This window comes from Clostridioides sp. ES-S-0005-03, assembly GCF_020658455.1.
Lineage (GTDB): Bacteria > Bacillota > Clostridia > Peptostreptococcales > Peptostreptococcaceae > Clostridioides.
This window is the reverse complement of sequence record NZ_JACVWI010000006.1, coordinates 43,811-68,164: the sequence shown is the minus strand read 5'-3', so window position 1 is coordinate 68,164 and position 24,354 is coordinate 43,811. Positions and strand designations below refer to the sequence as shown.

Sequence of the window (24,354 nt, the reverse complement as noted above, 5' to 3'; positions counted from 1 at the left end):
ATTCTATTTTTGAGAAAAATAAATTGACAATGATTTGTAAAAAATATACAATAATATATATAAAGAAATATTTCAATAATAAAATTTTGAAGATTTCATATCTAGTGTATCTAATACTACATGCTAGTTTCCTATTACTTATCTAAATATTATGTATTTCATAGTTACCTGTAAATTTACTATAAAAATATGAAATACACTAAACAATCGACTGAAAAATGAAATATTAATTAAATAAAATTCAAACTATAAAGATTAAATGAATATAATTAAAGTAAATATATGAAATTGAGCATAATAATCAACTTTTAATAGATTGTTAAATTTTAATTATACTTTGCACAATATAACTTATATCATATTGATACTTAAAGAATCAGTATAATTATAGATATAATTTAATCTGTAAAATTTATATGAAATGGAGATGATGCTATGACAGAATTGATGATTGTAAGTGGGTTAGTACTATTGATTTGTATAACCTCAAGTAAGGTATTATATAAATTTGGAGTACCAATATTATTGATTTTTATCTTATTGGGTATGTTATTTGGGTCTGATGGAATGGTAGGAATCTATTTTGATAACTATGAGTTAACAAAACAATTATGTTCTATTGGATTGATATTTATAATGTTTTTTGGAGGATTTGGAACAAACTGGAATATGGCTAAACCAGTTGCAGTACCTTCTATACTGATGTCTTCATTAGGTGTAATAATTACAGCAGGTGTTACAGGTATATTTTGTTACATGGTAATAGGAACTACTTTATTTGAAGGTTTGTTAATTGGAGCAATTGCAGCTTCAACAGATGCTGCATCTGTATTTGCTGTATTACGTTCTCAAAAACTAAACCTAAAAGGTTCTCTTGCTTCATTATTAGAAGTTGAAAGTGGAAGTAATGACCCAATAGCATATATGTTAACATTAATTATTTTGACATTGATGAATAATTCTGGTGTAGAACTTATTATTCCAATGGTAATAAAACAAATAACTTTTGGGTTGGCAATAGGATTTATATTGGCAAAATTATCTGTTTATATTTTGAGAAATTCAAATTTTGAGATAGAAGGATTTTATACTATATTTATTACAGCTATTGCGTTACTTTCTTATGCACTTAGTGAATATGTTGGGGGAAATGGATATTTAAGTGTATATATTTCAGGTATTATTATAGGCAATAGTAAGATACCTCATAAAAGGAGTCTAGTTCATTTCTTTGATGGAATTTCATGGATTATGCAAATAATGTTATTCTTTATGTTAGGATTGTTATCCTTCCCTTCAAAACTACCAAGTGTATTTGGTATAGCAATGGCCATATCTGTATTTATGATAATTATTGCAAGACCATTAGCCACATTTATAACTCTAGCAAAATTTAAATTTTCAAACAGAGAAAAATTGTTTATATCATGGGTAGGTCTTAGAGGTGCTGCATCAGTAGTTTTTGCAATTTATGCAGTTACTCAAGGAGTAGTCATAGAGAATGATATATTTCATATAATATTTTTCATAGCGTTACTTTCAGTAGGACTACAAGGTACGTTGATACCAACTGTAGCAAGGAAGTTAGACTTAGTTGATGATAATACACCTGTATTAAAAACATTTAATGACTATGATGGTGAAATTAGTTCTAAACTTATAGAAGTAAATATAGATGATGATAATAAGTGGGTTAACAAGAGTATAATGGATTCTAATATACCAGAAGAGATATTAATAGTTATGATAAAACGAAAAGAGCAGGTTTTAGTACCTAAAGGGTCAACTGTTATAAAAAGAGGGGATATTTTAGTATTAAGTGGAGACAAAATTGAAGAATTAATATAATTATAATTTATTTAATATTGACTTTGACCTAAGGGTAAGGTTTAAACTTAAATTAATCAAATCTAATGCGCAGGTGATGAGATGTTTTCTATAGGAATGTTTTCTAAAATAAATAAAATAACTACAAAGACATTAAGGTATTATGAAGATATAGGGCTGTTAGAGCCAGAATACGTAGACGAATTTACAAAATACAGATACTATACAACAGAACAATTGCCAAAATTGCATCAAATAATCACCTTAAAACAAATGGGCATATCACTAGTTGAAATAAAAGAAATAATAGAAAAGCCTGAAGAAGTGGAAAGGATTTTAATAAACAAAGAAAAAGAGATATTAGATGTAATGAGGAATGAAGAATACAAGCTTATTAAACTACGTAATTACCTTAAAAACTTAAAAGGAGAAGTCGATATGAATAATGTAATTATTAAGTCTCTACCAAAAGTTAAAATTGCTTCTATGAGAAAAGTATTAAAGAATTATGATGAGCTTTTCAATTTGTTTCCAAATGTAATGGCTGGAGAAATGATGAAATCAGGGTGTACATGTATGGTTCCAGACTATTGTTTTAATATATATCATGATGGTGAATATAGAGAAACAGATATGGATGTTGAGATGTGTCAGGCGATAAATGACCTAAAAGAAGACACAGATTTATTAAAATTTAAAGAAATAGACGAAGTTGAAAATGCAGTTTGTATATTGCATAATGGACCATATTCAACATTAGGAAAAACTTATGCAGATGCATTTAAATGGATACAAGATAATAAATATGAAGTAATAGGGCATTTTAGGGAATCTTATATAGATGGTATATGGAATAAAGAAAATGAAGAAGATTGGTTAACAGAAATTCAGATACCCGTGAAACATATTTTATAATAAATTAAAATAATATATAAGTAATTAATCAAGGTCTGTCTAAATAAAAAGATAGACCTTATTTTTATATTTAATATATTTTACTAGATTTTTATGTATTTAAATATGCAATTTAAATAGAGTTTTATACAACTAAGCTTAGAAAAACTGGTCTAACATAAGACATACAATTAATTGTTTAATTTTAATTAATTAATGATAAGATATGAAAATATACAACTTTATAAATAAAATATATTGATATTTTATTTATAAAGTTGTATATTTTCGTTGAGGTGATAAAGTGGAAAAATATAAAGTATTAACGGATAAAGTAAAACAAGTATTTAATGGATTTTATATTGATTATGAAAATGAAGATTTACCATATATAGATTTAGATAGGACTGACAAGATAATACTAAATGAAAGGTATTTTAAAATAGATAGTTTTCCTAAAACGATGGATAAAGAATCTCCACATAGTATCCTTGATGTATTTTGGGATTTAGATAAAGTAAAGGATAAGTATTTTATACAGGAAAATAAGTTTTTAAGAGCACTATTAATTATAATGAGTTACAGTAAAGAAATAATAATTGTAAGTGAATATTTTGTAAGTGAAAATAAAAAACATATAAAAAGAGTACTAAGTAAAAAGGAGAGTACATATCTAGAACAATTAAGCGATACCTTATTTGATTTTAAAGAAATAGGGTATAATTACTATATAATTGATGCTCTTATGAAGTTGGCACTAAGAGAAAGAGTTTATCTCTCTATATATATGTTGGATTTGGGAATAGGATTAGAAATAAATGGATTATTTAGCAATGTATATATAGGGTTAAATGGAAGTATAGATATAGTTAAGTATATTTGCAATGTAGAGGGCTTGTATGTAAGATAGATTATCAATTGTATAAAATAGTAATTTTAAGAATAGTAGGTGATTGTATGGAAATATTTGCAATAGGTCATTCAAATTATCCATTTGATAAGCTTATTAATATGATAAAAAAATATAATATAAACTGTGTAGTTGACATTAGAGAAACACCATATTCTAAATATAATATTCAGTATAATAGGGAGGCATTCAATGAATCCCTGAGAAAGGCTGGATTTGTATATATATACATGGGCAAGGAATTTGGGGCAAAAAGAACTAATAAAGATGTATATACAAAAGAAGGTTATGCAGATTTTGAAGAGGTAATAAAGGAAGAAGTATTTTTAAAAGGAATCGAAAGATTAAAAAAGGGATGTCAAATGGGTTATAAAATAGTTTTATTAGGTGCAATGCAAGAGCCTATAAGGTGTCATAGAAGTATTTTACTAGGAAAAATATTAAATAAAGAAGGTTTCAATGTAAAATATATAATGCATGAAGGACATTTAGCATCTCAAGAAGATATAGAAGAGTCATTATTAGATAAGTATTTTAGTGATAGAAAACAACTGAGTATTGATAATTTATTAGGAAATGCATTAACAAGAGAAGATATGATACAAGAAGGCTATAGATTAGCTAATAAAGAAATAGGATATAGAACAGAAAAAATAGGTAAGTAAAATATATGAACTACCCAAAAACTTAAACACCATTTGATAAGAAAAATTATTATAAATTTGTAACAGTTAAACATGATGTACTAGCTAAGGTTTTTATGTTAAATTAATATCATTATCTAAAAGGTTACATTGTTTTAAATAGCACATCATGTTGTACTGTTAAAAAATAAAATCTCTAATATTACCATAATCAACTGTTCTATTAAGAGTAGGATGGCTAGATATAAATCTAACTGTAATTTTTGAGTTTAATAAACAAGGATTCGAAGTTAAAAACACTCTGTCTCCATTGACAATAGAAGTAATAGCCACTGGTAAAATATCAACAAATGTATCATATCTACTTTTAGCAATTTGATAAGGATAGTTTCCTACAAAAACAAATAGATTTAAGTCATATATATCATCAACGAACCAAGCCCATTGACCATAAACTTTGTCAATACTTACTGTACCTAAACCAAGTGTATCAAAGTATGTTGCTATAGTTAAATAAATATTTTCCATGTTTTCTAAGTATGAAACAGTATATCTTCTGAAACGTATAGGTGCTGTGGCAGAAATAGGGTAAACCATATTTACATTTAAATTATTCGCATTCAAATTAACCAAAGTATCACATCCTAAAAATAGTCTATAAGATACAATATTTAAATTGATGTGATTTTGTTACAGATATCTTATAAGATTTTATAAATGATTAGAATTAGGATACAAAGTGAATTAACAAGCCTAATAAGATATTCTACACTAATAGGTACAGGTTGGTAATAGTGTCAAATTGTTATTACAGGACTTATATGTGATAATATTATGAAATTGTTATTATTGTACAATAGTGGTACAATATTATCGAAATACAGTGATTGCGTTTGATGTCCAGCTATATTAACTGGTTAATTTAACTCATAAATATTTTAAATCTAGTATCCATAAAGAATAATAAACATAAGATAATTATAAAGATATACTGTGTTCAAATGATATTAAACAAGATTTATATTATTTGAATACAGTATATTATAACGTTGAAAATACAATTCTAAACCTTATGATATCAATTCATAGTTTGATAAACTAATTAAAAATTAAATTTATATAAAGAGGGAAAAGAGGAAAAGGAATGTTTATAAGGAAGAATGTTATAAGATTAGCAATTCCTATAATGATAGAGCAGACATTTGTTATGCTTTTAGGGGTATTTAATACAATGATGGCAGGTCATATTGGGGAAGAGGCTGTATCTGCAGTTGGAATGGTTGATTCAATCAACAATATATTTATATCTGTATTTGCTGCGCTATCTGTTGGTGCTACTGTTGTTGTAGCTCAACAAATAGGGAAAAGAGATAATGAAAAAGTAAATGAAACTATCAAGCAAGCATTAATATCTGGTGTAATATTATCATTTACAATAACAGTATTAATGTGGATTTTTAGAACAGGTGTAATCAATTTGTTTTATGGTTCAGCAGAAGAATTGGTAAAATCAAATGCAAAACTATACATAGAGTTTACATTATTCACCTATCCATTTATTGCAACACAGCAGATAGCAAATGGTATTCTAAGGGGTTGTGGAGATGTAAAGAAACCTATGTATGTGACTATGTTTATGAATATAGTAAATGTAACATTAGGATATATACTTATATATGGTGTTGATTTAAATACTTTAGGAATAAATTTACAGACACCTTCTTATGGCATAACAGGAGCAGCTATGTCTATTGCCATAGCCAGAATAATCGGATGTATAGTTATTGTAAGGGCTTTGTTTAAAGGGAATGAATTTATATTTATAGGTAAAATATTTCCATTTAAGATTGATGTTGAAACTCAAAAATCTATATTCAATATAGGTATACCAGCAGGGGTTGAACAATTACTTTTTAATGCAGGTAAATTGATTGTTCAAATATTTATAGTTACTATGGGAACATCAGCGATTGCATCAAATGCAATAGGAATGTCAATTGCATCTATTATAAATGTAATTGGAAATGCATTGGCCTTGTCTGCTACGACTTTGGTGGGTCAATATATAGGACGGGGAGACATCAAAGGGGCTAAGAGTACTTTATTGTATCTAACTAAATTTGCAACGGTTTGCTTATTTGCAGTAGGTGCTATATTTATACCAATTGCACCATGGATTTCAAGCATGTATACTCAAAACTCGAATGTAATTGATGTATCAACACAATTGATTCGAAGTGATTGTTTAGCTATGGTAATATGGCCTATATCCTTTGTATTATCAGCAGGGCTGAAAGGTGCTGGAGATACTAGATATACAATGATGACAGCCGTAATAGGAATGTGGATTTTTAGAATTTTTACAGGTTACGTATTAGGGGTTGTATTAGAATTTGGAGTGCTAGGAATTTGGATAGGTATGTATACAGATTGGCTTGTTAGAGGAACATTATATTGTTTGAGATTAAGAGGAACGAAGTGGCTAAAACACAAAGTTGCATAGAATATATAAAATCACTTTTAGATAGTAAATTCTATTTAAAAGTGATTTTTTATTTAGAGAATATCATAATTATAAGTATGATATATAGAAAAATTAAAATATGTAAATTAAGTATATAATTATATGGACACTATAAATTATATACTGTAGAGAATTACATAATTTGGCGACAAATATTAGAAATATATATCTATATTTAATAATATATATGGGTATATTATTAAATATAAAAAATATTAGATATTTATTTAATAATAAAGGTGGGTATTTTTATGATAAATAAAATAGGAAAAATAACTCTCTATGTAAATAATCAAGAGGATGCGAAATTGTTTTGGACAGAAAAATTAAATTTTGTGGTAACTTATGAAAAAGAAATGGGTCCAGATATGAAATGGGTGGAAGTAGCACCAAGTAAAAATGAATTTACAACATTTGTATTGTATGATAAAAATCTGATGATGAAGCAAAATCAAGATGTAAATTTATTGCATCCATCAATAATTTTAAGTACAAGAGATATTAATGGAACTTATGAACAGATAGCAAAGAATAAAGTTGAAGTAGGGGAATTAATGGAGATGCCTTATGGAAGAATGTTTTCTTTTAAAGACCAAGATGGAAATTCTTACTTAGTCAGAGAAGATAAATAATTTTGCAAAGTGTTAAATTTACTCAATATCTGATATAATTAGATACAATAATTATTATAATTTAGTATTAAACGATAATTATATAATTAAAAATCAATTGTAAAATTTGAGTAGAGGTGATAAAATGTTTAAGAAAATGGCAGTACTAAAAGATATAGCAACTAAAATAGGACGTAAAAAAGCGTATGAATTATTAGAAATGGTTGAAGGTAATGACGCTTTTGTAGCTGAAGTAAAAATAAAAAAGAATGGGATTGAATCTAAAAAAGAAGAAATCATGTTAAAAGATAATCAAAAAATAATATTAGAGTATATAGAAGGTTAATTTTTAGATACATATATAATTAAATAATACTGATTTTTAAAGATGAGTTATGAAAACTCATCTTTTTTATTTTTTCATAACTTTGTTTTATATTTAATATATATTTTATCCCTTAGAGTTGCTGAGATATAAAAAGTACTGATATAATAAAAGAATGGATATAAATGTAATATTTTACAGAAAAGAGGGGTATTATGCTTGAAATAAAAAATCTTTCCTTTAATGTTGAGTCTAACAATGAGGAGCTAGGAATAATAAATGATGTTAGCCTTTCATTTGAAAAAGGCAAACTTATTGTTATCACAGGACCAAATGGTGGAGGAAAATCCACAATTGCTAAGCTTATTATGGGAATTGAAAAAGCCACTAGCGGTCAAATACTTTTAGATGGAGAAGATATAACTAATCTTAGCATCACAGAAAGAGCAAAAAAAGGAATAGGATATGCATTTCAACAACCGCCAAGAATAAAAGGTATGACAGTTGAAAACCTGCTTACTCTTGCTCATGGAAAACCATTGTCTACTGATGTGTGTTGTCAATATCTTACAGATGTTGGATTGTGCTCAAAAGACTATTTAAATCGTGAAGTTGATAACTCTCTTTCTGGAGGGGAAATGAAAAGAATCGAGATAGCAACTCTTTTTGCTAGAGATTTAAAGGTTTCTATATTTGATGAACCTGAAGCAGGTATAGACCTTTGGAGTTTTGGAAAGCTTAATGAAAGTTTTAAGAAAATTCATGGGGAATCTGACCAAACTATAATCATAATTTCTCACCAAGAAAGAATACTAGAGTTAGCTGATGAAATAATTGTTTTACAAGATGGTTCAGTAAAAAGCCATGGAACAAAAGATGCTATATTACCTGAAATCATGTGCCAAGTTAATTCAAACTGTGAATTAATGAAAGATATGAATTAATTAGAAAGGAAGGCAAATTAAATGAACAAAATAGACTTAAATCTTTTAGAAAAAGTTGCTGAACTTCGTGGAACTCCATTAGGAGCATACAATATACGTAAAAATGGACAAGGTATAGAAAGACATTCAACTGAAAATGTAACTATAGCTCCAAAGACTGATAAACCTGGAATTGATATTATAGTAAAACCAAACACTAAAGGAGAAAATGTTCATATACCAGTAATAGTAACAGAAGCTGGTGTACAAGACATGGTTTATAATGATTTTGAAATTGGAGAAAATGCAGATGTTGTTATAATTGCTGGTTGTGGTATACATAATTGTGGTAATGATGACAGTGAACACAATGGAATACATAGATTCTTCTTACATAAAGGAGCTCGTCTAAAATATGTGGAAAAACATTATGGCGAAGGTGATGGAGAAGGAAAAAGAATTTTAAATCCAGTTACGATTGTTAATATGGGTGAAGATTCATATTGTGAAATGGAAACAATTCAGATTAAAGGCGTTGATTCAACTAAAAGAGAAATGGATGCCACTTTAGGTAAAGGAGCAAAGATAGTTGTATTTGAAAAGTTGTTAACTCATGGAAATCAAGTTGCAGAATCTAATATGAAGGTTATATTGGAAGGTGAAAATTCTTCTGCTCAAGTAATTTCTCGTACAGTTGGTCAAGACAACTCTAAACAAAAATTTAATCCTTGTGTTATTGGGGATTCTCTTTGCTCTGCACATGTTCAATGTGACTCAATAATTATGGGAAATTCTCAAATTAGTGCTATACCTGAAATTGCTGCAAACCATCCAGATGCTCTTTTAGTACATGAAGCAGCAATTGGAAAGATTGCAGGAGACCAAATTTTAAAGATGATGACATTAGGACTTACAGAAGAAGAAGCAGAACAACAAATACTAAATTGTTTTTTAAAGTAAGTCCAAGTTTTTATTTAATTTAATATAATTAATATAGTATAATATAATGAATAAGTCTAAAATTTTTTTATTTTTAGACTTATTTTCTTTATGTAAGATAAAACTATTAGAGAAATTATACTGTAATTAGGATGTGGAATAAATGAAAAACTTACTTATAAGAAATGGCACAATAATATCTCCAAAAGATGGTATCAAATTTGAGAAAAGAGATATCTTGGTTTTACATGGAAAGATATGTGATATTGGATTAAATCTTAAAGAAATGATAAGAAAAGAAAAAATACTCATAAACAAAGAGTTTGAGATAATAAATGCTAACAACATGTATATTTCTCCTGGATTTATAGATGTTCATACCCATTGTTATAAGAGAAAATTACCTACAGGTATGGATTCTGATTCAATTGGAATTGAAAAAGGTTCAACAGTTATATTTGATGCAGGTACAGCAGGTCCTGTAAATTACTACGATTTTAAGAAAAAATATATGGATGAATGTAAGACTGAAGTGTATTCATTTTTAAATGTAACTAATGAGGGATTAAATATATTGAATGAATCAACATCTTTAGATGTTATAAATTTTGATAACATTGAGTCTATTGTAGAAAAAAACATGGAAAAGATAAAAGGTATAAAAGTAAAAGCAAGTAAATTTCAATCTAGTACAGATGGTATAGATATAATTAAGAAGTCAAAGCAAATTGCAGAAAAATTAAATTTACCATTAGTGGTATATATAGGGGAGTATCCATCATATATAGATGAAGTAATGAATATTTTGGGAAAGGGAGATGTAGTTACGCCTGTATATGGAAATAGCACAAATGGAATATTTAATGAATCTGGCAGTTTGAGAGAATCTGTATTAAATGCAAAAGATAGAGGTGTATTATTTGATGTATGCCATGGATTAGAGCAGTTTGATTTTGAAGTCTTTAAAAAAGCAGTAAATCAAGGATTAGAGCCAGATTTAATAAGTACAGATATGCATATAAAAAATATGAAAGATATACATTATTCTCTTTTAAATGTTGTAAATAAAATCATGGAACTTGGTATACCTCTAGAAAAATGTATAGAAAAAGTAACTGAATATCCAACAAAAGTTTTTAATTTGCAAGGAAGTCAAGGTAGGATAAAAATTGGTGGAGAAGGTGATTTTACAATATTTACAATAGATGATAGTGAAGAAATTATAACAGATTATAATAATAATGAACTAATGCTAAATAAAAAATTGAACTTACAATATACTATAAAATCATGGATGAAAAGTAGTGAAGTTTATAGACATTCGTATGATGGCACTGTAATAAATTAAGTTATATTGAAAAAAAAGGAAAAATATGTTTAAATTAGTATATATTGGATAAATATGTAATGGAACAATAATTATAATTTTAGGGGAGGTATTTTAGTATGAAAGCATTTGTTGATAAAGATGTATGTGTAGCTTGTGGAGCGTGTATAGGAACATGTCCAGACGTTTTTAGTATGAGTGATGAAGGACATTCAGTTGCAATTGAAGGAGAAATACCAGCAGAATTACAAGATTTATGTAAAGAAGCAGAAGAAGGATGTCCAGTTTCAGCTATAACAGTTAAATAAGACTGTTTAGATTTAGTTTCAAGACAACATATAAGATTTGATTATTATTTAAGCTATAGTATTAGATTAAGATTCTATTACTATAGCTTTTTAAAATATATAAACTCAAAAGATAATGTATTATTTTTATAAAAAGTGGAGGACTTATATATGAAGAAAAATTATGAAATAGTGCTGTTTGACCTAGATGGAACACTTACAGACCCTAAAGAAGGAATAACAAAGTCTATTCAATATTCTTTAAATAGTTTTGGTATAGAAGAAGAATTGGATAACTTAGAACAATTTATAGGGCCACCCCTACATTCTACTTTCAAAGACTATTATAAATTTGAAGATGAAAAGGCAACAGAAGCTGTTGAAAAATATAGAGAATACTTTTCTGACAGAGGAATATTTGAAAATAAAATCTATAAAGACATAAAGGAGACTTTAAAAATACTTTATGAGAATGGGAAAACATTATTATTAGCTACTTCTAAACCAACAGTTTTTGCAGAAACCATACTTAAATATTTTGGTATAGATAGTTATTTTAAATATATCGCAGGTAGTAACCTTGATGGTACAAGAGTAAATAAAAATGAAGTTATAGAATATGTGTTAGATTTGTGTGGTGTAACAGATAAAGATAAGGTCATTATGATTGGTGATAGAAAATACGATATAATTGGAGCTAATAAAATAGGTGTAGATTCTATAGGGGTATTGTATGGATATGGTTCTTTTGATGAAATTAGTAAGAGCAATCCTACCTATATTGTCGAAAGTGTTAAATCTATAAAAGATATTTTGCTATAAATATCTTTTATAGACAAAAACAATACAAAATGGTGTAGCATATTTAAAAATATGATATTATAATTAAGGAAGCCATTTAAAAAAGAGGAGGATGCACTTGAAATGAAATCTATTTTAATCATGGGTGGAAGCGACTTCATAGGTTCTGCACTTGCTAAGCGTTTAATTAAATGTGGGTATCAAATAGATATACTTACGAATGGTAAAAAGGAAATAGATTATAAAGGATTTAGAGAGCACTTAATTTGCGATAGAAAAGTACGCAAAGATATGGAAAACATTATCAATGGAAGACAGTACGATTACATATATGATATGACAGCATATACAAAAGAGGATGTTGGTAATCTTATTGATTTTGTGAACTTAGATAGCTTAAAAAAATACATAGTATTGTCAGCAGGAGCCGTATACAAAGATAGTGGAAGAAATGTAAAAGAAGATAATGAAAAAGGTGAAAATGAAAACTGGGGTAAATATGGACTTAACAAAAAAGAAACAGAAGATTTTGTTATAAATAGTTCTATACCATATATAATTATTAGGCCAACTTATATATATGGTGAAAATAATAATTTGTATAGAGAATACTATTTCTTTGAAAAAATAGAAAAAAACGAAAAAATACCAGTACCTAAAGGAAAACAAGTAAGCAATCAATTTATATATATTGGGGATTTAGTAAAAGTGTTAGAAAGTGTAATGAAAAATTCTCATGTGAGAGAAGCGTATAATGTAACAAATCCACAGTTAATATCTTGGGATGAACTTATATATACATGTGGAGAAGTTATTGGGAAGGAACCTATTATAAAATATGTAGACATGGAAAAAGTTGAGTTTAGAGAGAGAACTTACTTCCCATTTAGAAATATAGACTTTAATCTAGATATAAATAAGCTTATTGAACATGGTCTTTATATACCAAATGTTTTATTAAAAGAAGGCCTTACAACAACATATAAATGGTTCTTAGCCAATAAACCAAAATTACATGATAGAAAAATGGATAAAGTTGAGTCTGTAATGCAAATAGTTTAAGATAATAAATAAGTAGGTAGATACTTTGAAATTAAAGATAAAGCGTTTTTTAAAATTTTTTATATTGATATTTGTTTTAATTTTTATATACTCAGTTGCAATAGAACCGAGTCTATTAATTGTGAAAAAATATAATATAAATGAAGATGGAAACATGATTAAAGAAGATATAGTAAAAAATGAGAATGAGATTATAAAAGTAGTTCAGATTTCAGATACTCAAATAGGCAGTTTTTATTCGACTAATAAACTTAAAAAAGTAGCTAATAGGGTGAATGCCTTAAATCCAGATATATTAGTATTTACTGGAGATTTAATTGATTATTCTAATAAAAATCCAGATATAGATGAAATTACAAAGATTTTATCTAGTATGAATGCAAGGTTAGGAAAGTTTTCAGTATTTGGTAATCATGATTATATGTATAAACTTCCTAGGTATTATAGACAAATTATGAAAAACTCTAACTTTAATCTTTTAGTTAATGAAAATAAGAAAATAAGACTTGAAGACAATAAGTATATTAATATACTTGGAGCTGATGAGATATTAAATGGTAATCCAGATATACGAGATTTGGAAAGCAAAACTGATTATAATAGTTTTAATTTATTATTAGCACATGAACCAGATTTGGTAGATATGCTCAGTAAAGATACAATGAATTTAGTTTTATCTGGACATAGTCATGGTGGTCAAATAAGGTTGCCTTTCAAGGGTGCTTTAGTTACTCCTCCATATGGAAGGAAATACACTAAAGGATTTTATGATATAAAGGGAAATCATCTATATGTGAGTTCTGGTCTTGGAAGTACAAAGTTGCCATTTAGATTTTTTAATGTACCAGAGATAGTCGAATTTAATATTCTAATCTAGTATAAAATATTGTTTTTATGAAATATAGAGGGATAGAAATTTTAAGAATAAATTGAGTTAAGAATATAAAAAGTTTAAGTTATAGTTAATACATTTATTAGAATTGATAATAATATTAATAACTATTAAAATATAGATATAAAAAATAATAAAAATATAAAAGATTATAATATAGCAAGATTGTGTCAATTATAAATAGAGAGTATTTATAATTAATACAATCTTGTGTTTCTTTATATAAAGATATTAATTTTTATACAATGTATGAAAATGATTTAATGTTATATTTAAATTACTTTAAATAAATATTTTTTATATTTTCCTTATCCCATATAAAAAGTTTTTCTGAATTATTTAAAGCTCCAAATACATTTCTTTTAAAATCTGGCATTTCTTTATTTAAATTCGCAATAAGGTTTTTTATGTATTCTCTCCTAGTATGGCCATTTGCAGGACATGGGTTTGCTATGATAGGATAGTTACACTCCTTTGAAATCTTCTTAGTCATATATTCTTCTATGTAAATCATTGGTCTTATAACAGTTAAATCTTGTCTATCTAAGTATGTTTTTGGCGAAAAACAATTAACTCTTCCTTCATAAAACATAGACATTAAAAATGTCTCAATAGCATCATCCTTATGGTGTCCAAGAGCTACTTTGTTGCACCCAAGTTTCTTTGCGTTGTCATTTAAAGCACCTCTTCTTAAATTAGCACATAGTGCACAAGGATTTTTTTCTTTTCTTATATCAAATACAATTTCTTTTATATTAGTTTGAAATTCATAAAAAGGTACATTTATTTCCTCACATAATTTGTTTAATGGTGAGTTATCAATTCCACCAGTATTTAGAGTTACAGCTATTAATTCAAACTTTTGTGGAGAAAATCTTTGATAATTTTTAAGTATATGAAGTAATGTCAAACTATCTTTTCCACCAGAAAGGCCAACTGCAATTTTATCATTTTCTTGTATCATATCAAAGTCTTGTATAGCCTTACGAGCTTTACTAAGAAGTTTTTGCATAGACATTTTTAGCACCATCCTTTATTTGAAAATATAAACTTAAGAATAACTTAAGGTTTACTTATAAAATACTTAAAACTTATACTCTAAAATTAACGTTAATAAACATAACGAAGGAGACGATTCAACCATGAAAAAATTAAAATTGATGTTAGGCATTATAGTAGTAGTATTTATAAGTATGTTTATAGTTAAAGATAAAATTCTGAAAGATGAAGAACCAACTGGAACTGCTCAATTTGATTCATCTCAAGATGTTGAAACAGATTCTCAGAAAAAAAATCACTCAAATAGTATAGCAGATAATATATTATTGGTAAACAAGACAAATGAACTTAGTAAAGATTATATGCCGAAAGACATTACTAAGGTAAATATAGAATTTGTTCCAGAAGCTACTGAAGAGGAAAAACAAATGGCAGGAGAACCTGCAAAAGCAGTAGAAGACTTAGTTAGACAAGCTAATGAAGAAGGAATACAGTTTTTAGGGTCTTCAGCATATAGGTCTTATGAGACTCAACAAGATACTTATACAAGAAGAGTAAATTCTCAAGGTCAGGAAAAAGCTGATGCATATGTAGCAAAACCTGGACATAGTGAACATCAATCTGGACTGTGTATTGACTTGACAAATCCAGAGAGATGGTTTGTTGGAAGTACAAAAGAAGCTATATGGTTGGCAGAAAATGCTCATAAATTTGGATTTATAATAAGATATCCTAAAGGTAAAGAAGATATAACAGGTACAGCATATGAGCCATGGCATATTAGATATGTGGGTAAGGATGTTGCTGAGGAAATTTATTCAAAAGGGTTAACTTTGGAAGAATATTTGCAAAACAAATAATAAAACAACATAACATAAATTGTATGATATTACTAAATGTAATATAAATAAATTTGATACTAGACTACTTTAAGTATAGTATAATTTTAGATGAGTAAAAACTATATTAAAGTAAGTTAGGATGTGAAAAAGTGAAAGATACAATTCTTGTTGTGGATGATGAAAAGGAAATAAGAGACCTTGTAGAGATATACCTTTTAAATGATGGATATAATGTAATTAAGGCTAAAGATGGACAAGAAGCTTTAGATATTTTAGAAAAAGAAAATATTCATCTGATGGTATTGGATATAATGATGCCAAAGATGGATGGGATAGAAGTTTGTAGAAGAGTTAGAGTAAGTTTAAATATACCAATACTTATGTTGAGTGCCAAATCAGAGGATATGGATAAGATACAAGGAATAATGACAGGTGCGGATGACTATCTAACAAAGCCATTTAATCCACTTGAACTTACTGTGAGAGTAAAAGCATTACTTAGAAGAGCGTATTATTTTAGTGGTACTAACAAAGAAAATAAAGATGTCATAGAAGTTGGAGTGGTATTAATAGATAAGGAAAAGCATAGTGTAACAGTAGCTGGAAAGGATATATTTTTGACATCGAGAGAATTTGATATCTTGTATTTACTAGCAAATAATAAAGGTAGAGTATATAGTACAGAAGAGATATTTGAAAAAGTATGGAAAGAACAATACTACCAATCTAACAATACTGTAATGGTTCATATGAGTAGGATAAGAGATAAAATTGAAAAGTATACAGATGGAGAAAAAATAATTCATACTGTATGGGGGGTAGGATATAAAATTGAAAAATAAGAGTGTATTAAATTATATGTTTCGTCCTATAGTAGACTTTATAATAAGCTGTATTATAACCCTAATTATTATGTTAACAAGTGCATATATAATAAAGATATTATATATAAGAACTACTTTATCTACAATTAATTACTTTATGCTTAGTTTAAGAAATATTAGATCTGTTATAGGAGACAGCACATTATATTCAGTTTTATTTCTGACAGCATCATTATCAATTTATTCATTAATGTCATACAAGAGAAATAAAAAACTTGTAAATTTTCTAAAAGATACTGATAACAAAAATAAAAAACTAGAAATTATCATGGATGCTGTAAACTCAATGGAGGAAGGCGATTTAGAAAAAAGTATAGATATTGAGTATGAGTCAAATGGATTAAGTGATAAAAAAATTGATGAGATTGATGAACTTGCAAATAAAATCAATAGTATAGTTTATCAACTTAGAAATATAACTGTTGAAGAAAGACAGGCTCAACAAACTAAGACAGATTTAATAACAAATGTTTCACATGACCTAAGAACTCCTTTAACCTCAATAATGGGTTATCTAGGATTGATAGAAGATGGTAAGTATAAAGATGAAGTTCAGTTGATGTATTATGTTAATATTGCATATGAGAAATCAAAAAGTTTAAATATACTTATAAATGATTTATTTGAACTTACAAAAATGCAAAATAATACAATAAGATTAAAAAAAATAGACATAAACTTGGTAGAGCTATTAAGCCAAATAGTATCTCAACTTGGATTTTATTTTAAAAAAGAATTTATGGTTAGTAGAGTTACTTTCAATGAAGAAAAATTAATTATAAATGCTGACCCAAATAAATTGGTGAGAGCTTTTGAAAATCTTATAACCAATGCTATGAAATATGGAAAAGAAGGAATTTATGTGGATATAGTAACAGCAAAAAAAGGAAATATGGCTATTGCAAAAGTTATAAATTATGGAGAACCCATTCCAGTATTAGATTTACCAAATATATTTGATAGATTCTATAGAGTTGAAAAATCAAGAAATAGCAATGATGGAGGTTCTGGATTAGGTCTTGCAATTACAAAAAATATTGTGAATTTACATGGTGGGGAAATTACTGTTTCAAGTAATATACATCAAACTGTATTTGAGGTACAACTACCAATAATACAAGAAACTGTGTAATAAGATAAAAGTATGATTTAGATACACAAATATTTATAGTATAAAGTGTTTACAAAAATAAAAAAGTAATATATAATTTAAGTCAGTTTAATAAGATACTTATCAAGAATTAGGGGAGAGAGTTAGCTCAGCGATCCTATACCAACCTTTTATTAGGTGGTCCTGCTAACAACGATGAGATGATTGGAAATAATATACTCTTCTTATCAATAGTGGATAGGGGGAGTTTTTTTATAGATTTAAAGTAAAAAATTTTTAAGTGATGATGGAGGATTCAAAAATGGAAAAAGTAGAAAGTTTTAAATTAGATCATACAAAAGTTAAAGCTCCTTTTGTGAGAAAGTGTAGTGTACTTGATGGAGTTAAAGGGGATAAAATAACTAAATTTGACTTGAGATTTTTACAACCAAATGTAGAAAGCTTTGGAACTGCTGCTATGCATGGTTTAGAACATTTATTAGCAACTTATTTAAGAGAAACATTAGATGGTGTGATAGATTTATCTCCAATGGGGTGCAGAACAGGATTTTATTTAATATTATGGGGAGATATAGATGCTAAGACAGTTAAAGATGGTTTAGAAAAGGCATTAAAGAAAGTAATTGAATCTGATAAAATGCCAGCTGCTACAGCTTTAGAATGTGGAAATTATAGAGACTTATCTTTATTTGGAGCAAAAGAATATGCAAAAGATGTTTTAGATAAAGGATTTTCTCTTAATATATATGGAGAATAATGTAATTGAAAGAGAACGTATAAGCATAAATCAAAGTGAGGTTCTAAGGTATTTACAATATAAAGGACAAGAAATAGATAAAGAACTTAAAGAAACTATTGATGAATGTATAGAAATAGCCAAAAACAAGATAAATCCTAGATATATATCTAGGATTTATCCTATCAAAATAAATAAAGATAAGATTGTAGAACTAGAGGAAACAAATTTAACCTTAAAAAGTAAGGATATATATGAACTTCTAAAAGACTGTGATGAATGTGTAATTATGGCAGCTACTTTGGGAATAGAGGTAGAAAAGGAAATAAAAAGATACTCTTACTCAGACTTAACAAGAGGACTAATAATTGATTCATGTGGAACAACAGCAATAGAAGAAGTATGCGATATTGTTCAAAATGATATAGAAAAGGTTTTTTTAAAACAAAACAAATTTATAACTATGCGATATAGCCCAGGATATGGGGACTTACCAATAGAGAAAAATATAGATATATTAAATGTTTTAAATGCTCAAAAACAAATAGGACTCACAATTACATCAAATGGGATTATGATACCAAGAAAATCAGTAGTAGCTATTATAGGCATTTCTAATTTGAAAATAGATAAATCAAAGAAAGAAAAATCGTGTGAAAATTGTAAAAACTACAGAAATTGTACATATAGAAAAGGAGCGAATTCTTGTGGAAATAAGACAATATCTAAAGGATAATATATTAATATTTGATGGTGCAATGGGAACAATGCTTCAACAAAAGGGGTTAAAAATAGGTGAAAATCCAGAAGTATTTGGTCTTCAAAATCCAGAAAAACTTATAGAGATACATACATCATATTTAGAAGCAGGCTCAAATGTAATTCTTACAAATACTTTTGGGTGTAATGAATTAAAATTAGATAGTGAATATACAGTAGAAAAAGTTATCGACAATGCTATTTTAGTGGCTAGAAAAGCTATAGAAAATGTAGATAACACTAAACCTAGATATGTAGCACTAGATATTGGTCCTATAGGAGAAATGTTAGAGCCTATGGGAACTTTAAGCTTTGACAGAGCATATGAGATATTTAAAAGACAAGTATTACAGGGAGTTAAATCTGGAGCTGATGTAATAGTAATAGAGACTATGATGGATTTATATGAAGCTAAAGCAGCCGTTTTAGCGGCTAAAGAGAATTCTGACTTACCTGTTTTCTGTACTATGACATTTGATGAGAGTGGGAGAAGTTTTACTGGATGTATGCCAGAAAGTATGGTTGCCACAATAGAAGGTCTGGGAGTTGATGCAATAGGAGTAAACTGTTCATTAGGTCCTAAACAGCTTTTGCCAATAGTCAAAAAAATTGTGTCAAGAGCTTCAATACCTGTAATGGTTCAAGCAAATGCAGGTTTACCAAATATAGTTGATGGAGAAGCTATCTATGATGTTGATGCAAAGGAATTTTTTGAGGGAGTCAAAAAATTTGTTGAAGCTGGAGCAACTATAATAGGCGGGTGTTGTGGCACAAATCCAAGCTTTATAAAAGAAATATCTGAAAATATAAGTTCTGTTAAAAAGGGAAGTACCGAAAAGATTGATAAATGTGTAGTTTGTTCGCCCTCAAAATTTGTGGAAGTAGAATCACCTACAGTTGTCGGAGAAAGATTAAATCCAACTGGTAGAAAATCTTTACAAGAAGCTTTAAAAAATGAAAATTTAGATTATGCAATAAATTTGGGGTTGGAACAAGTAAGTGCTGGTGCACAAATATTAGGCGTGAATGTTGGTTTGCCAGAAATAAATGAAAAGAAATTAATGCCAAAGTTGATAAAAGAGATTCAAGCAGTAGTAGATACACCATTACAAGTCGATTCTTCCAATGTAGAGGCTTTAGAACAAGGTCTTAGATATTATAATGGTAGAACAATTGTAAACTCTGTAAACGGCAAAGAAGAGTCCTTAGAAAGCATATTACCAATAGTTAAAAAGTATGGTGCATGTGTGGTTGGTCTTGCATTAGATGAAAAAGGTATACCTAAAAGAGCTGAGGAAAGATTTGAAATAGCAAAAAAAATAGTTGATAGAGCAGTTTCTTATGGAATAAAACCAAAAGATATATTTATAGATTGTTTATCACTAACTGTTTCAGCACAACAAGAGGAAGCAATAGAAACTATAAGAGCCATAACAATGGTTAAGACATTAGGGGTAAAAACTATACTAGGTGTTTCAAATATTTCATTTGGACTTCCAAATAGAAAAGCACTTAATGCTTCTTTTTTAACGCTAGCTTTAGGAGCAGGGCTTGACTTAGCAATTATAAATCCAAACGAATATAGTATGATGGAGGCTATTAATTCTTTTAGAATCTTAAATAATACAGATAAAGGCTGCGTAGATTATATAAATCAATATAGTAATATGAATAATTCAAAACAGTCTGATTCCACTATTAAAGCTAATAAAGACTTATCACTAGATGTTTTAGTTGAAAGGGGATTAAAAGAAGAAGCCAAAAATGAAACGTTGAATCTTTTAAAAGAGAAGGATGAAAATTATATATTAGATAAAATTTTAATTCCAGCTCTTGATAGAGTAGGAAAGAAATATGATAGTGGAGACATCTTTTTACCACAACTTATTCAATCAGCAGAAACAGTGAAAACTGCACTAAATACAATAAAAGAAACCTTAATAAGTAGAAGTAGTGATAATGTATCTAAAGGAAAAATAATAGTTGCTACAGTAAAAGGAGATATTCATGATATTGGAAAAAATATAGTAAAAATAATGCTAGAGAATTATGGATATGAAGTTATAGACTTAGGAAAAGATGTTCCAATTGAGGAAGTAGTAGAGGTTGCTAAAAAAAGAGATATAAAGTTAGTAGGGTTAAGTGCACTTATGACTACAACTGTTCAAAGTATGAAAGATACAATTCAAGCATTAAGAGATAATGAAATAAATGCAAAAGTATTTGTAGGTGGTGCTGTTTTGACAGAAGAATATGCTGAGGAAATGGGAGCTGACTATTATTCAAAGGATGCAAAATCTGCTGTTGAGATAGCAAAGCTAAATTTTTAGCATGTAAATCGAAATAAAGGTTTTACTAAATAGGATATTTTATATATAATATAAATATAAGTTTTAGAAACTTATGTCCAAAATAATAGGAATTAATCTATAATAATGAGATTAATTAATATAAAAAAATATTTATCATCAACATTAAAAAGGGCTGGGAAGTCTGGTATAACTTCCGTCAGCCCTTTTTAGTATAACAACACTTAAAAAGCCCAATTGCCATCTTTAAAAATCTGTATATGTTTTCCATCATGAGTTTCTCCGACAATATCCATATCCGAAGAACCAACCATAAAGTCAACATGTGTTAGACTATCATTTACTCCATACTCATCTAATTCTTCATCTTTCAAATCATTTCCACCATCTAAGCAAGTCTTATATGCAGAACCAATTGCAAAGTGGCAAGAAGCATTTTCATCATATAAAGTATTATAAAAAATAATATTTGTATCAGATATTGGAGAGTTATATGGAACAAGAGCAACCTCTCCTAGATAATGAGAACCCTCATCTGTTTCAATAAGTTTCTTTAATGTTTCTAGTCCCTTTTCAGCAGAGAAATCTACTATTTTACCATCTTTGAAAGTCAAAGAGAAATTATCAATTATATTTCCTCCATAAACAAGGGGTTTAGTACTGTATACAGTTCCATTGACCTTAAACTTGTGTGGCATTCCAAAAATCTCTTCAGTTGGAATGTTAGGATTAAAACTTACTCCGTTAGGGTCTTTAGATGCTCCACTTAACCAAATATGACCTTTTGGTAAATCTAAAGTTAAATCAGTTTTTGAAGATTTATACTTTAAAGTTTTAAAATTACTTTCATTTAAAAAATCCATTTTAGACTTTAGATTTTCATTATGTTCTTTCCATGATTTTATAGGGTCTTGTCCAGCAACTCTTGAACACTTAAATATGGCATCCCATAATTTATCTATTGCTTCATCTTCTGATAAACTTGGAAATACTTTTTTTGCCCAATCTTTTGTTGGTACAGAAACTATACTCCATTTACATTTATCTGTTAGCGTATAAGAACGCCACTCTTTTAAAGCCTTTCCAGAAGCTTTTTGAAAGTTAGCAACTTTCTCAGGGTCAACATCTTTTAATAAATCAGGGTTTTGAGCATATACTGATAAAAATGCTCCACCTTCTTTAGCTATATCTACATATTGATCTGCTGTCCATTTTGGAAACTCATGAAATGCTTCGTTTGGAGCATATAAATATTTAATGAGAGTACTTTCTTCATCAGACCATTCTATATATACATTTTTAGCTCCACATTTATATGCTTCCCTCAGTGCATTTCTTGCAAAATCAGCACATTCGATTGGTGATTTTATAAGTAAAGTTTGACCTGGCTGTATGTTAACTCCGACCTTAATTGCTAACTCAGCATATTTTTCTAAATTTTTATTGAAATCCATATCTATCCTCCTGTATTTTTAACATTAAATAACTTATAAATATTATATCATTACTTAGATTTTGGGTCATATTTAAAATATTTATACTTAATAGACTGAGAAATAAAAAATATGTATTCTAATTAAAATAGATTGTTTAGATATATAATTGTAACTAAGACGTTATTTTTTGTTGATAATAGTATTAAAGTAGAAATAAAAATACTTTTTTAGTGAAAGGCTATACAAGAATACCGAAAAAAACTTATAATATAATAATGAGATAGATATTTATAATGAAATAAAAAATTTTCTGGCAAAGCTTATATATGTTTAAATATAGTAGTTTATATATTATGAACAGAAGATTTCAGTTAGGAGGGCATAAATGGAGCTTTATGAAGCCATTTTTTATAGAAAATCTGTAAGAAATTTTTCCAGTACAAAACTAAAAAAGCCATTAATGGAAGAAATAAAAAGAAGTTGTAAAAATTTAGAATACTTAAATGAAGATTTAAATATTAAAGCACATGTTGTTGATAGAGGTCATATAATACACTTTTTAATGGGGAAAGAGTGTAAAGTAAAAGCACCTCATTATATAGTAGTCACATCAGATAAGGGAAAAGACTATTTACAAAATATAGGTTTTGCTACTGAAGGTATAGTATTACGTCTTACAACATTAGGAGTAGCTACTTGTTGGCTGGAGTCCACATTAAAAAGAGAAGATATCTTGGAATTTGTAGATATTGGAAACAAAGACCCAAGAGAAGATGAAGAAGACGATTTAGATTATTTAGCTGGAATAAAAACAGAAGAAGAAGATGAAAACAAAATAGAAAATCCATATATAATAATAGCTTTTGGATATCCGGCAAAAAATGAAGATTTATTTAGGACAAGATATGCTAGACCTGATAGAAAACCAGTAAAAGATATTATAAATAAAATAAATAGAAATAGAAAATGGAAAGAAATATTAGAATTTACAAGAAGAGCTCCATCTGTGAAAAACTCTCAACCTTGGTATTTTCACAAAGATGAACGAGGTCTTCATCTATTTGAAAAGAAACCTAAGAAACATTGTGAATATATGAATAAGGTTAGCTTAGGTGTAGGTTTAAGACATTTTGATATAGCATGTATAAAAAATAAAATAGATGTTTCATATGAAAAACTTCCTATAAAGAATAAAATAGGAAAATCATATTTTATAACTGTAGTTGAACATGTAAAACCAGAAGAAGAAGAAACTCAAGATGAAAATTTAAGTTTGGAAAAAGAAGAATCACAAAATGAATAAAATTTTGAG

The 24,354-nt window shown here is 27.8% G+C and carries 25 protein-coding genes; 21 read left to right on the top strand and 4 right to left on the bottom strand.

The features are described 5' to 3' along the window. Window positions 1-435: 435 nt before the first annotated feature. The 4 genes from IC218_RS17420 to IC218_RS17405 all read left to right on the top strand — a co-directional run bounded on the left by IC218_RS17420 (window position 436) and on the right by IC218_RS17405 (window position 4,296). Entirely contained in the window at window positions 436-1,848 is a 1,413-nt protein-coding gene (locus tag IC218_RS17420; RefSeq protein WP_227436450.1) for a potassium/proton antiporter, read from the top strand. An 81-nt stretch (window positions 1,849-1,929) separates the two neighbouring features. Beyond that, window positions 1,930-2,742, top strand: coding sequence for a MerR family transcriptional regulator (locus IC218_RS17415; protein WP_227436449.1), 813 nt, complete (start codon window positions 1,930-1,932; stop codon window positions 2,740-2,742). 283 nt (window positions 2,743-3,025) lie between these two features. Beyond that, window positions 3,026-3,631, top strand: a complete 606-nt coding sequence (locus IC218_RS17410; RefSeq protein ID WP_227436447.1) for a hypothetical protein — start codon at window positions 3,026-3,028, stop codon at window positions 3,629-3,631. 47 nt (window positions 3,632-3,678) lie between these two features. Further along, on the top strand, window positions 3,679-4,296 hold the full coding sequence (locus tag IC218_RS17405) for a DUF488 family protein (protein WP_227483295.1): 618 nt from the start codon (window positions 3,679-3,681) through the stop codon (window positions 4,294-4,296). 159 nt (window positions 4,297-4,455) lie between these two features. On the opposite strand, the gene IC218_RS17400 is transcribed toward IC218_RS17405, so the two are convergent. After that, entirely contained in the window at window positions 4,456-4,908 is a 453-nt protein-coding gene (locus IC218_RS17400; RefSeq protein WP_227436443.1) for a staygreen family protein, read from the bottom strand. Window positions 4,909-5,419: 511 nt separating this feature from the next. Between IC218_RS17400 and IC218_RS17395 the strand changes: the two genes are divergently transcribed. The 5 genes from IC218_RS17395 to IC218_RS17375 all read left to right on the top strand — a co-directional run bounded on the left by IC218_RS17395 (window position 5,420) and on the right by IC218_RS17375 (window position 9,618). Continuing rightward, window positions 5,420-6,778 (top strand): MATE family efflux transporter, encoded by a 1,359-nt coding sequence (locus IC218_RS17395; protein ID WP_227825063.1) that lies wholly within the window; start codon window positions 5,420-5,422, stop codon window positions 6,776-6,778. 272 nt (window positions 6,779-7,050) lie between these two features. After that, entirely contained in the window at window positions 7,051-7,431 is a 381-nt protein-coding gene (locus IC218_RS17390) for a VOC family protein (protein ID WP_227825062.1), read from the top strand. A gap of 124 nt (window positions 7,432-7,555) precedes the next feature. Further along, window positions 7,556-7,756 (top strand): hypothetical protein, encoded by a 201-nt coding sequence (locus tag IC218_RS17385; protein WP_003420681.1) that lies wholly within the window; start codon window positions 7,556-7,558, stop codon window positions 7,754-7,756. A gap of 194 nt (window positions 7,757-7,950) precedes the next feature. Next, window positions 7,951-8,679 carry an ABC transporter ATP-binding protein gene (locus IC218_RS17380; protein WP_227825061.1) on the top strand — a complete coding sequence of 243 codons (729 nt, stop codon included), beginning with the start codon at window positions 7,951-7,953 and terminating at the stop codon, window positions 8,677-8,679. Window positions 8,680-8,700: 21 nt separating this feature from the next. After that, complete coding sequence (locus IC218_RS17375) at window positions 8,701-9,618, top strand: SufB/SufD family protein (RefSeq protein WP_227436436.1); 918 nt, start codon at window positions 8,701-8,703, stop codon at window positions 9,616-9,618. On the opposite strand, the gene IC218_RS22285 is transcribed toward IC218_RS17375, so the two are convergent. Further along, the gene (locus IC218_RS22285) at window positions 9,610-9,717 is read right to left on the bottom strand and encodes a hypothetical protein (protein WP_227436595.1); all 108 of its coding nucleotides are present in this window, start codon (window positions 9,715-9,717) and stop codon (window positions 9,610-9,612) included. The genes IC218_RS17375 and IC218_RS22285 overlap by 9 nt on opposite strands. 43 nt (window positions 9,718-9,760) lie before the next feature. Between IC218_RS22285 and IC218_RS17365 the strand changes: the two genes are divergently transcribed. The 5 genes from IC218_RS17365 to IC218_RS17345 all read left to right on the top strand — a co-directional run bounded on the left by IC218_RS17365 (window position 9,761) and on the right by IC218_RS17345 (window position 13,951). Beyond that, window positions 9,761-10,945, top strand: a complete 1,185-nt coding sequence (locus tag IC218_RS17365; RefSeq protein ID WP_227825060.1) for an amidohydrolase family protein — start codon at window positions 9,761-9,763, stop codon at window positions 10,943-10,945. A 98-nt stretch (window positions 10,946-11,043) separates the two neighbouring features. Beyond that, the gene (locus tag IC218_RS17360; RefSeq protein ID WP_227436432.1) at window positions 11,044-11,232 is read left to right on the top strand and encodes a ferredoxin; all 189 of its coding nucleotides are present in this window, start codon (window positions 11,044-11,046) and stop codon (window positions 11,230-11,232) included. A 150-nt stretch (window positions 11,233-11,382) separates the two neighbouring features. Next, window positions 11,383-12,033: an HAD family hydrolase gene (locus IC218_RS17355; protein WP_227436430.1), complete on the top strand. Its 651-nt coding sequence runs from the start codon at window positions 11,383-11,385 to the stop codon at window positions 12,031-12,033. 102 nt (window positions 12,034-12,135) lie between these two features. Then, a complete protein-coding gene (locus tag IC218_RS17350; protein ID WP_227436429.1) occupies window positions 12,136-13,074 on the top strand; it encodes an SDR family oxidoreductase in 939 nt (312 codons plus the stop codon). A 25-nt stretch (window positions 13,075-13,099) separates the two neighbouring features. After that, window positions 13,100-13,951, top strand: a complete 852-nt coding sequence (locus IC218_RS17345) for a metallophosphoesterase (protein ID WP_227825059.1) — start codon at window positions 13,100-13,102, stop codon at window positions 13,949-13,951. A gap of 292 nt (window positions 13,952-14,243) precedes the next feature. On the opposite strand, the gene IC218_RS17340 is transcribed toward IC218_RS17345, so the two are convergent. Continuing rightward, window positions 14,244-14,984, bottom strand: coding sequence for a tRNA 2-thiocytidine biosynthesis TtcA family protein (locus tag IC218_RS17340; RefSeq protein ID WP_227483290.1), 741 nt, complete (start codon window positions 14,982-14,984; stop codon window positions 14,244-14,246). Window positions 14,985-15,108: 124 nt separating this feature from the next. Here IC218_RS17340 and IC218_RS17335 point away from each other — a divergent pair, with 124 nt between their 5' ends. From IC218_RS17335 to IC218_RS17310, 6 genes are all read left to right on the top strand, one after another. After that, the gene (locus IC218_RS17335) at window positions 15,109-15,825 is read left to right on the top strand and encodes a M15 family metallopeptidase (protein WP_227825058.1); all 717 of its coding nucleotides are present in this window, start codon (window positions 15,109-15,111) and stop codon (window positions 15,823-15,825) included. Between the two features lie 131 nt (window positions 15,826-15,956). Continuing rightward, window positions 15,957-16,649 (top strand): response regulator transcription factor, encoded by a 693-nt coding sequence (locus IC218_RS17330; protein ID WP_227436423.1) that lies wholly within the window; start codon window positions 15,957-15,959, stop codon window positions 16,647-16,649. Then, window positions 16,639-17,823 carry an ATP-binding protein gene (locus tag IC218_RS17325; protein ID WP_227825057.1) on the top strand — a complete coding sequence of 395 codons (1,185 nt, stop codon included), beginning with the start codon at window positions 16,639-16,641 and terminating at the stop codon, window positions 17,821-17,823. The genes IC218_RS17330 and IC218_RS17325 overlap by 11 nt, the downstream gene beginning before the upstream one ends. Before the next feature lie 280 nt (window positions 17,824-18,103). After that, complete coding sequence (locus IC218_RS17320) at window positions 18,104-18,559, top strand: S-ribosylhomocysteine lyase (RefSeq protein ID WP_227436419.1); 456 nt, start codon at window positions 18,104-18,106, stop codon at window positions 18,557-18,559. Continuing rightward, the gene (locus tag IC218_RS17315; protein ID WP_227825056.1) at window positions 18,549-19,274 is read left to right on the top strand and encodes a vitamin B12 dependent-methionine synthase activation domain-containing protein; all 726 of its coding nucleotides are present in this window, start codon (window positions 18,549-18,551) and stop codon (window positions 19,272-19,274) included. Before IC218_RS17320 ends, IC218_RS17315 begins: the two co-directional genes overlap by 11 nt. Continuing rightward, window positions 19,246-21,627: a homocysteine S-methyltransferase family protein gene (locus tag IC218_RS17310; protein ID WP_227436415.1), complete on the top strand. Its 2,382-nt coding sequence runs from the start codon at window positions 19,246-19,248 to the stop codon at window positions 21,625-21,627. Before IC218_RS17315 ends, IC218_RS17310 begins: the two co-directional genes overlap by 29 nt. Before the next feature lie 203 nt (window positions 21,628-21,830). Here IC218_RS17310 and IC218_RS17305 read toward each other — a convergent pair whose 3' ends face one another. Beyond that, a complete protein-coding gene (locus IC218_RS17305) occupies window positions 21,831-23,060 on the bottom strand; it encodes an aminopeptidase (RefSeq protein WP_227825055.1) in 1,230 nt (409 codons plus the stop codon). Between the two features lie 367 nt (window positions 23,061-23,427). Between IC218_RS17305 and IC218_RS17300 the strand changes: the two genes are divergently transcribed. Further along, entirely contained in the window at window positions 23,428-24,345 is a 918-nt protein-coding gene (locus IC218_RS17300) for a nitroreductase family protein (RefSeq protein ID WP_227436411.1), read from the top strand. The last annotated feature ends 9 nt before the right edge of the window (window positions 24,346-24,354 follow it).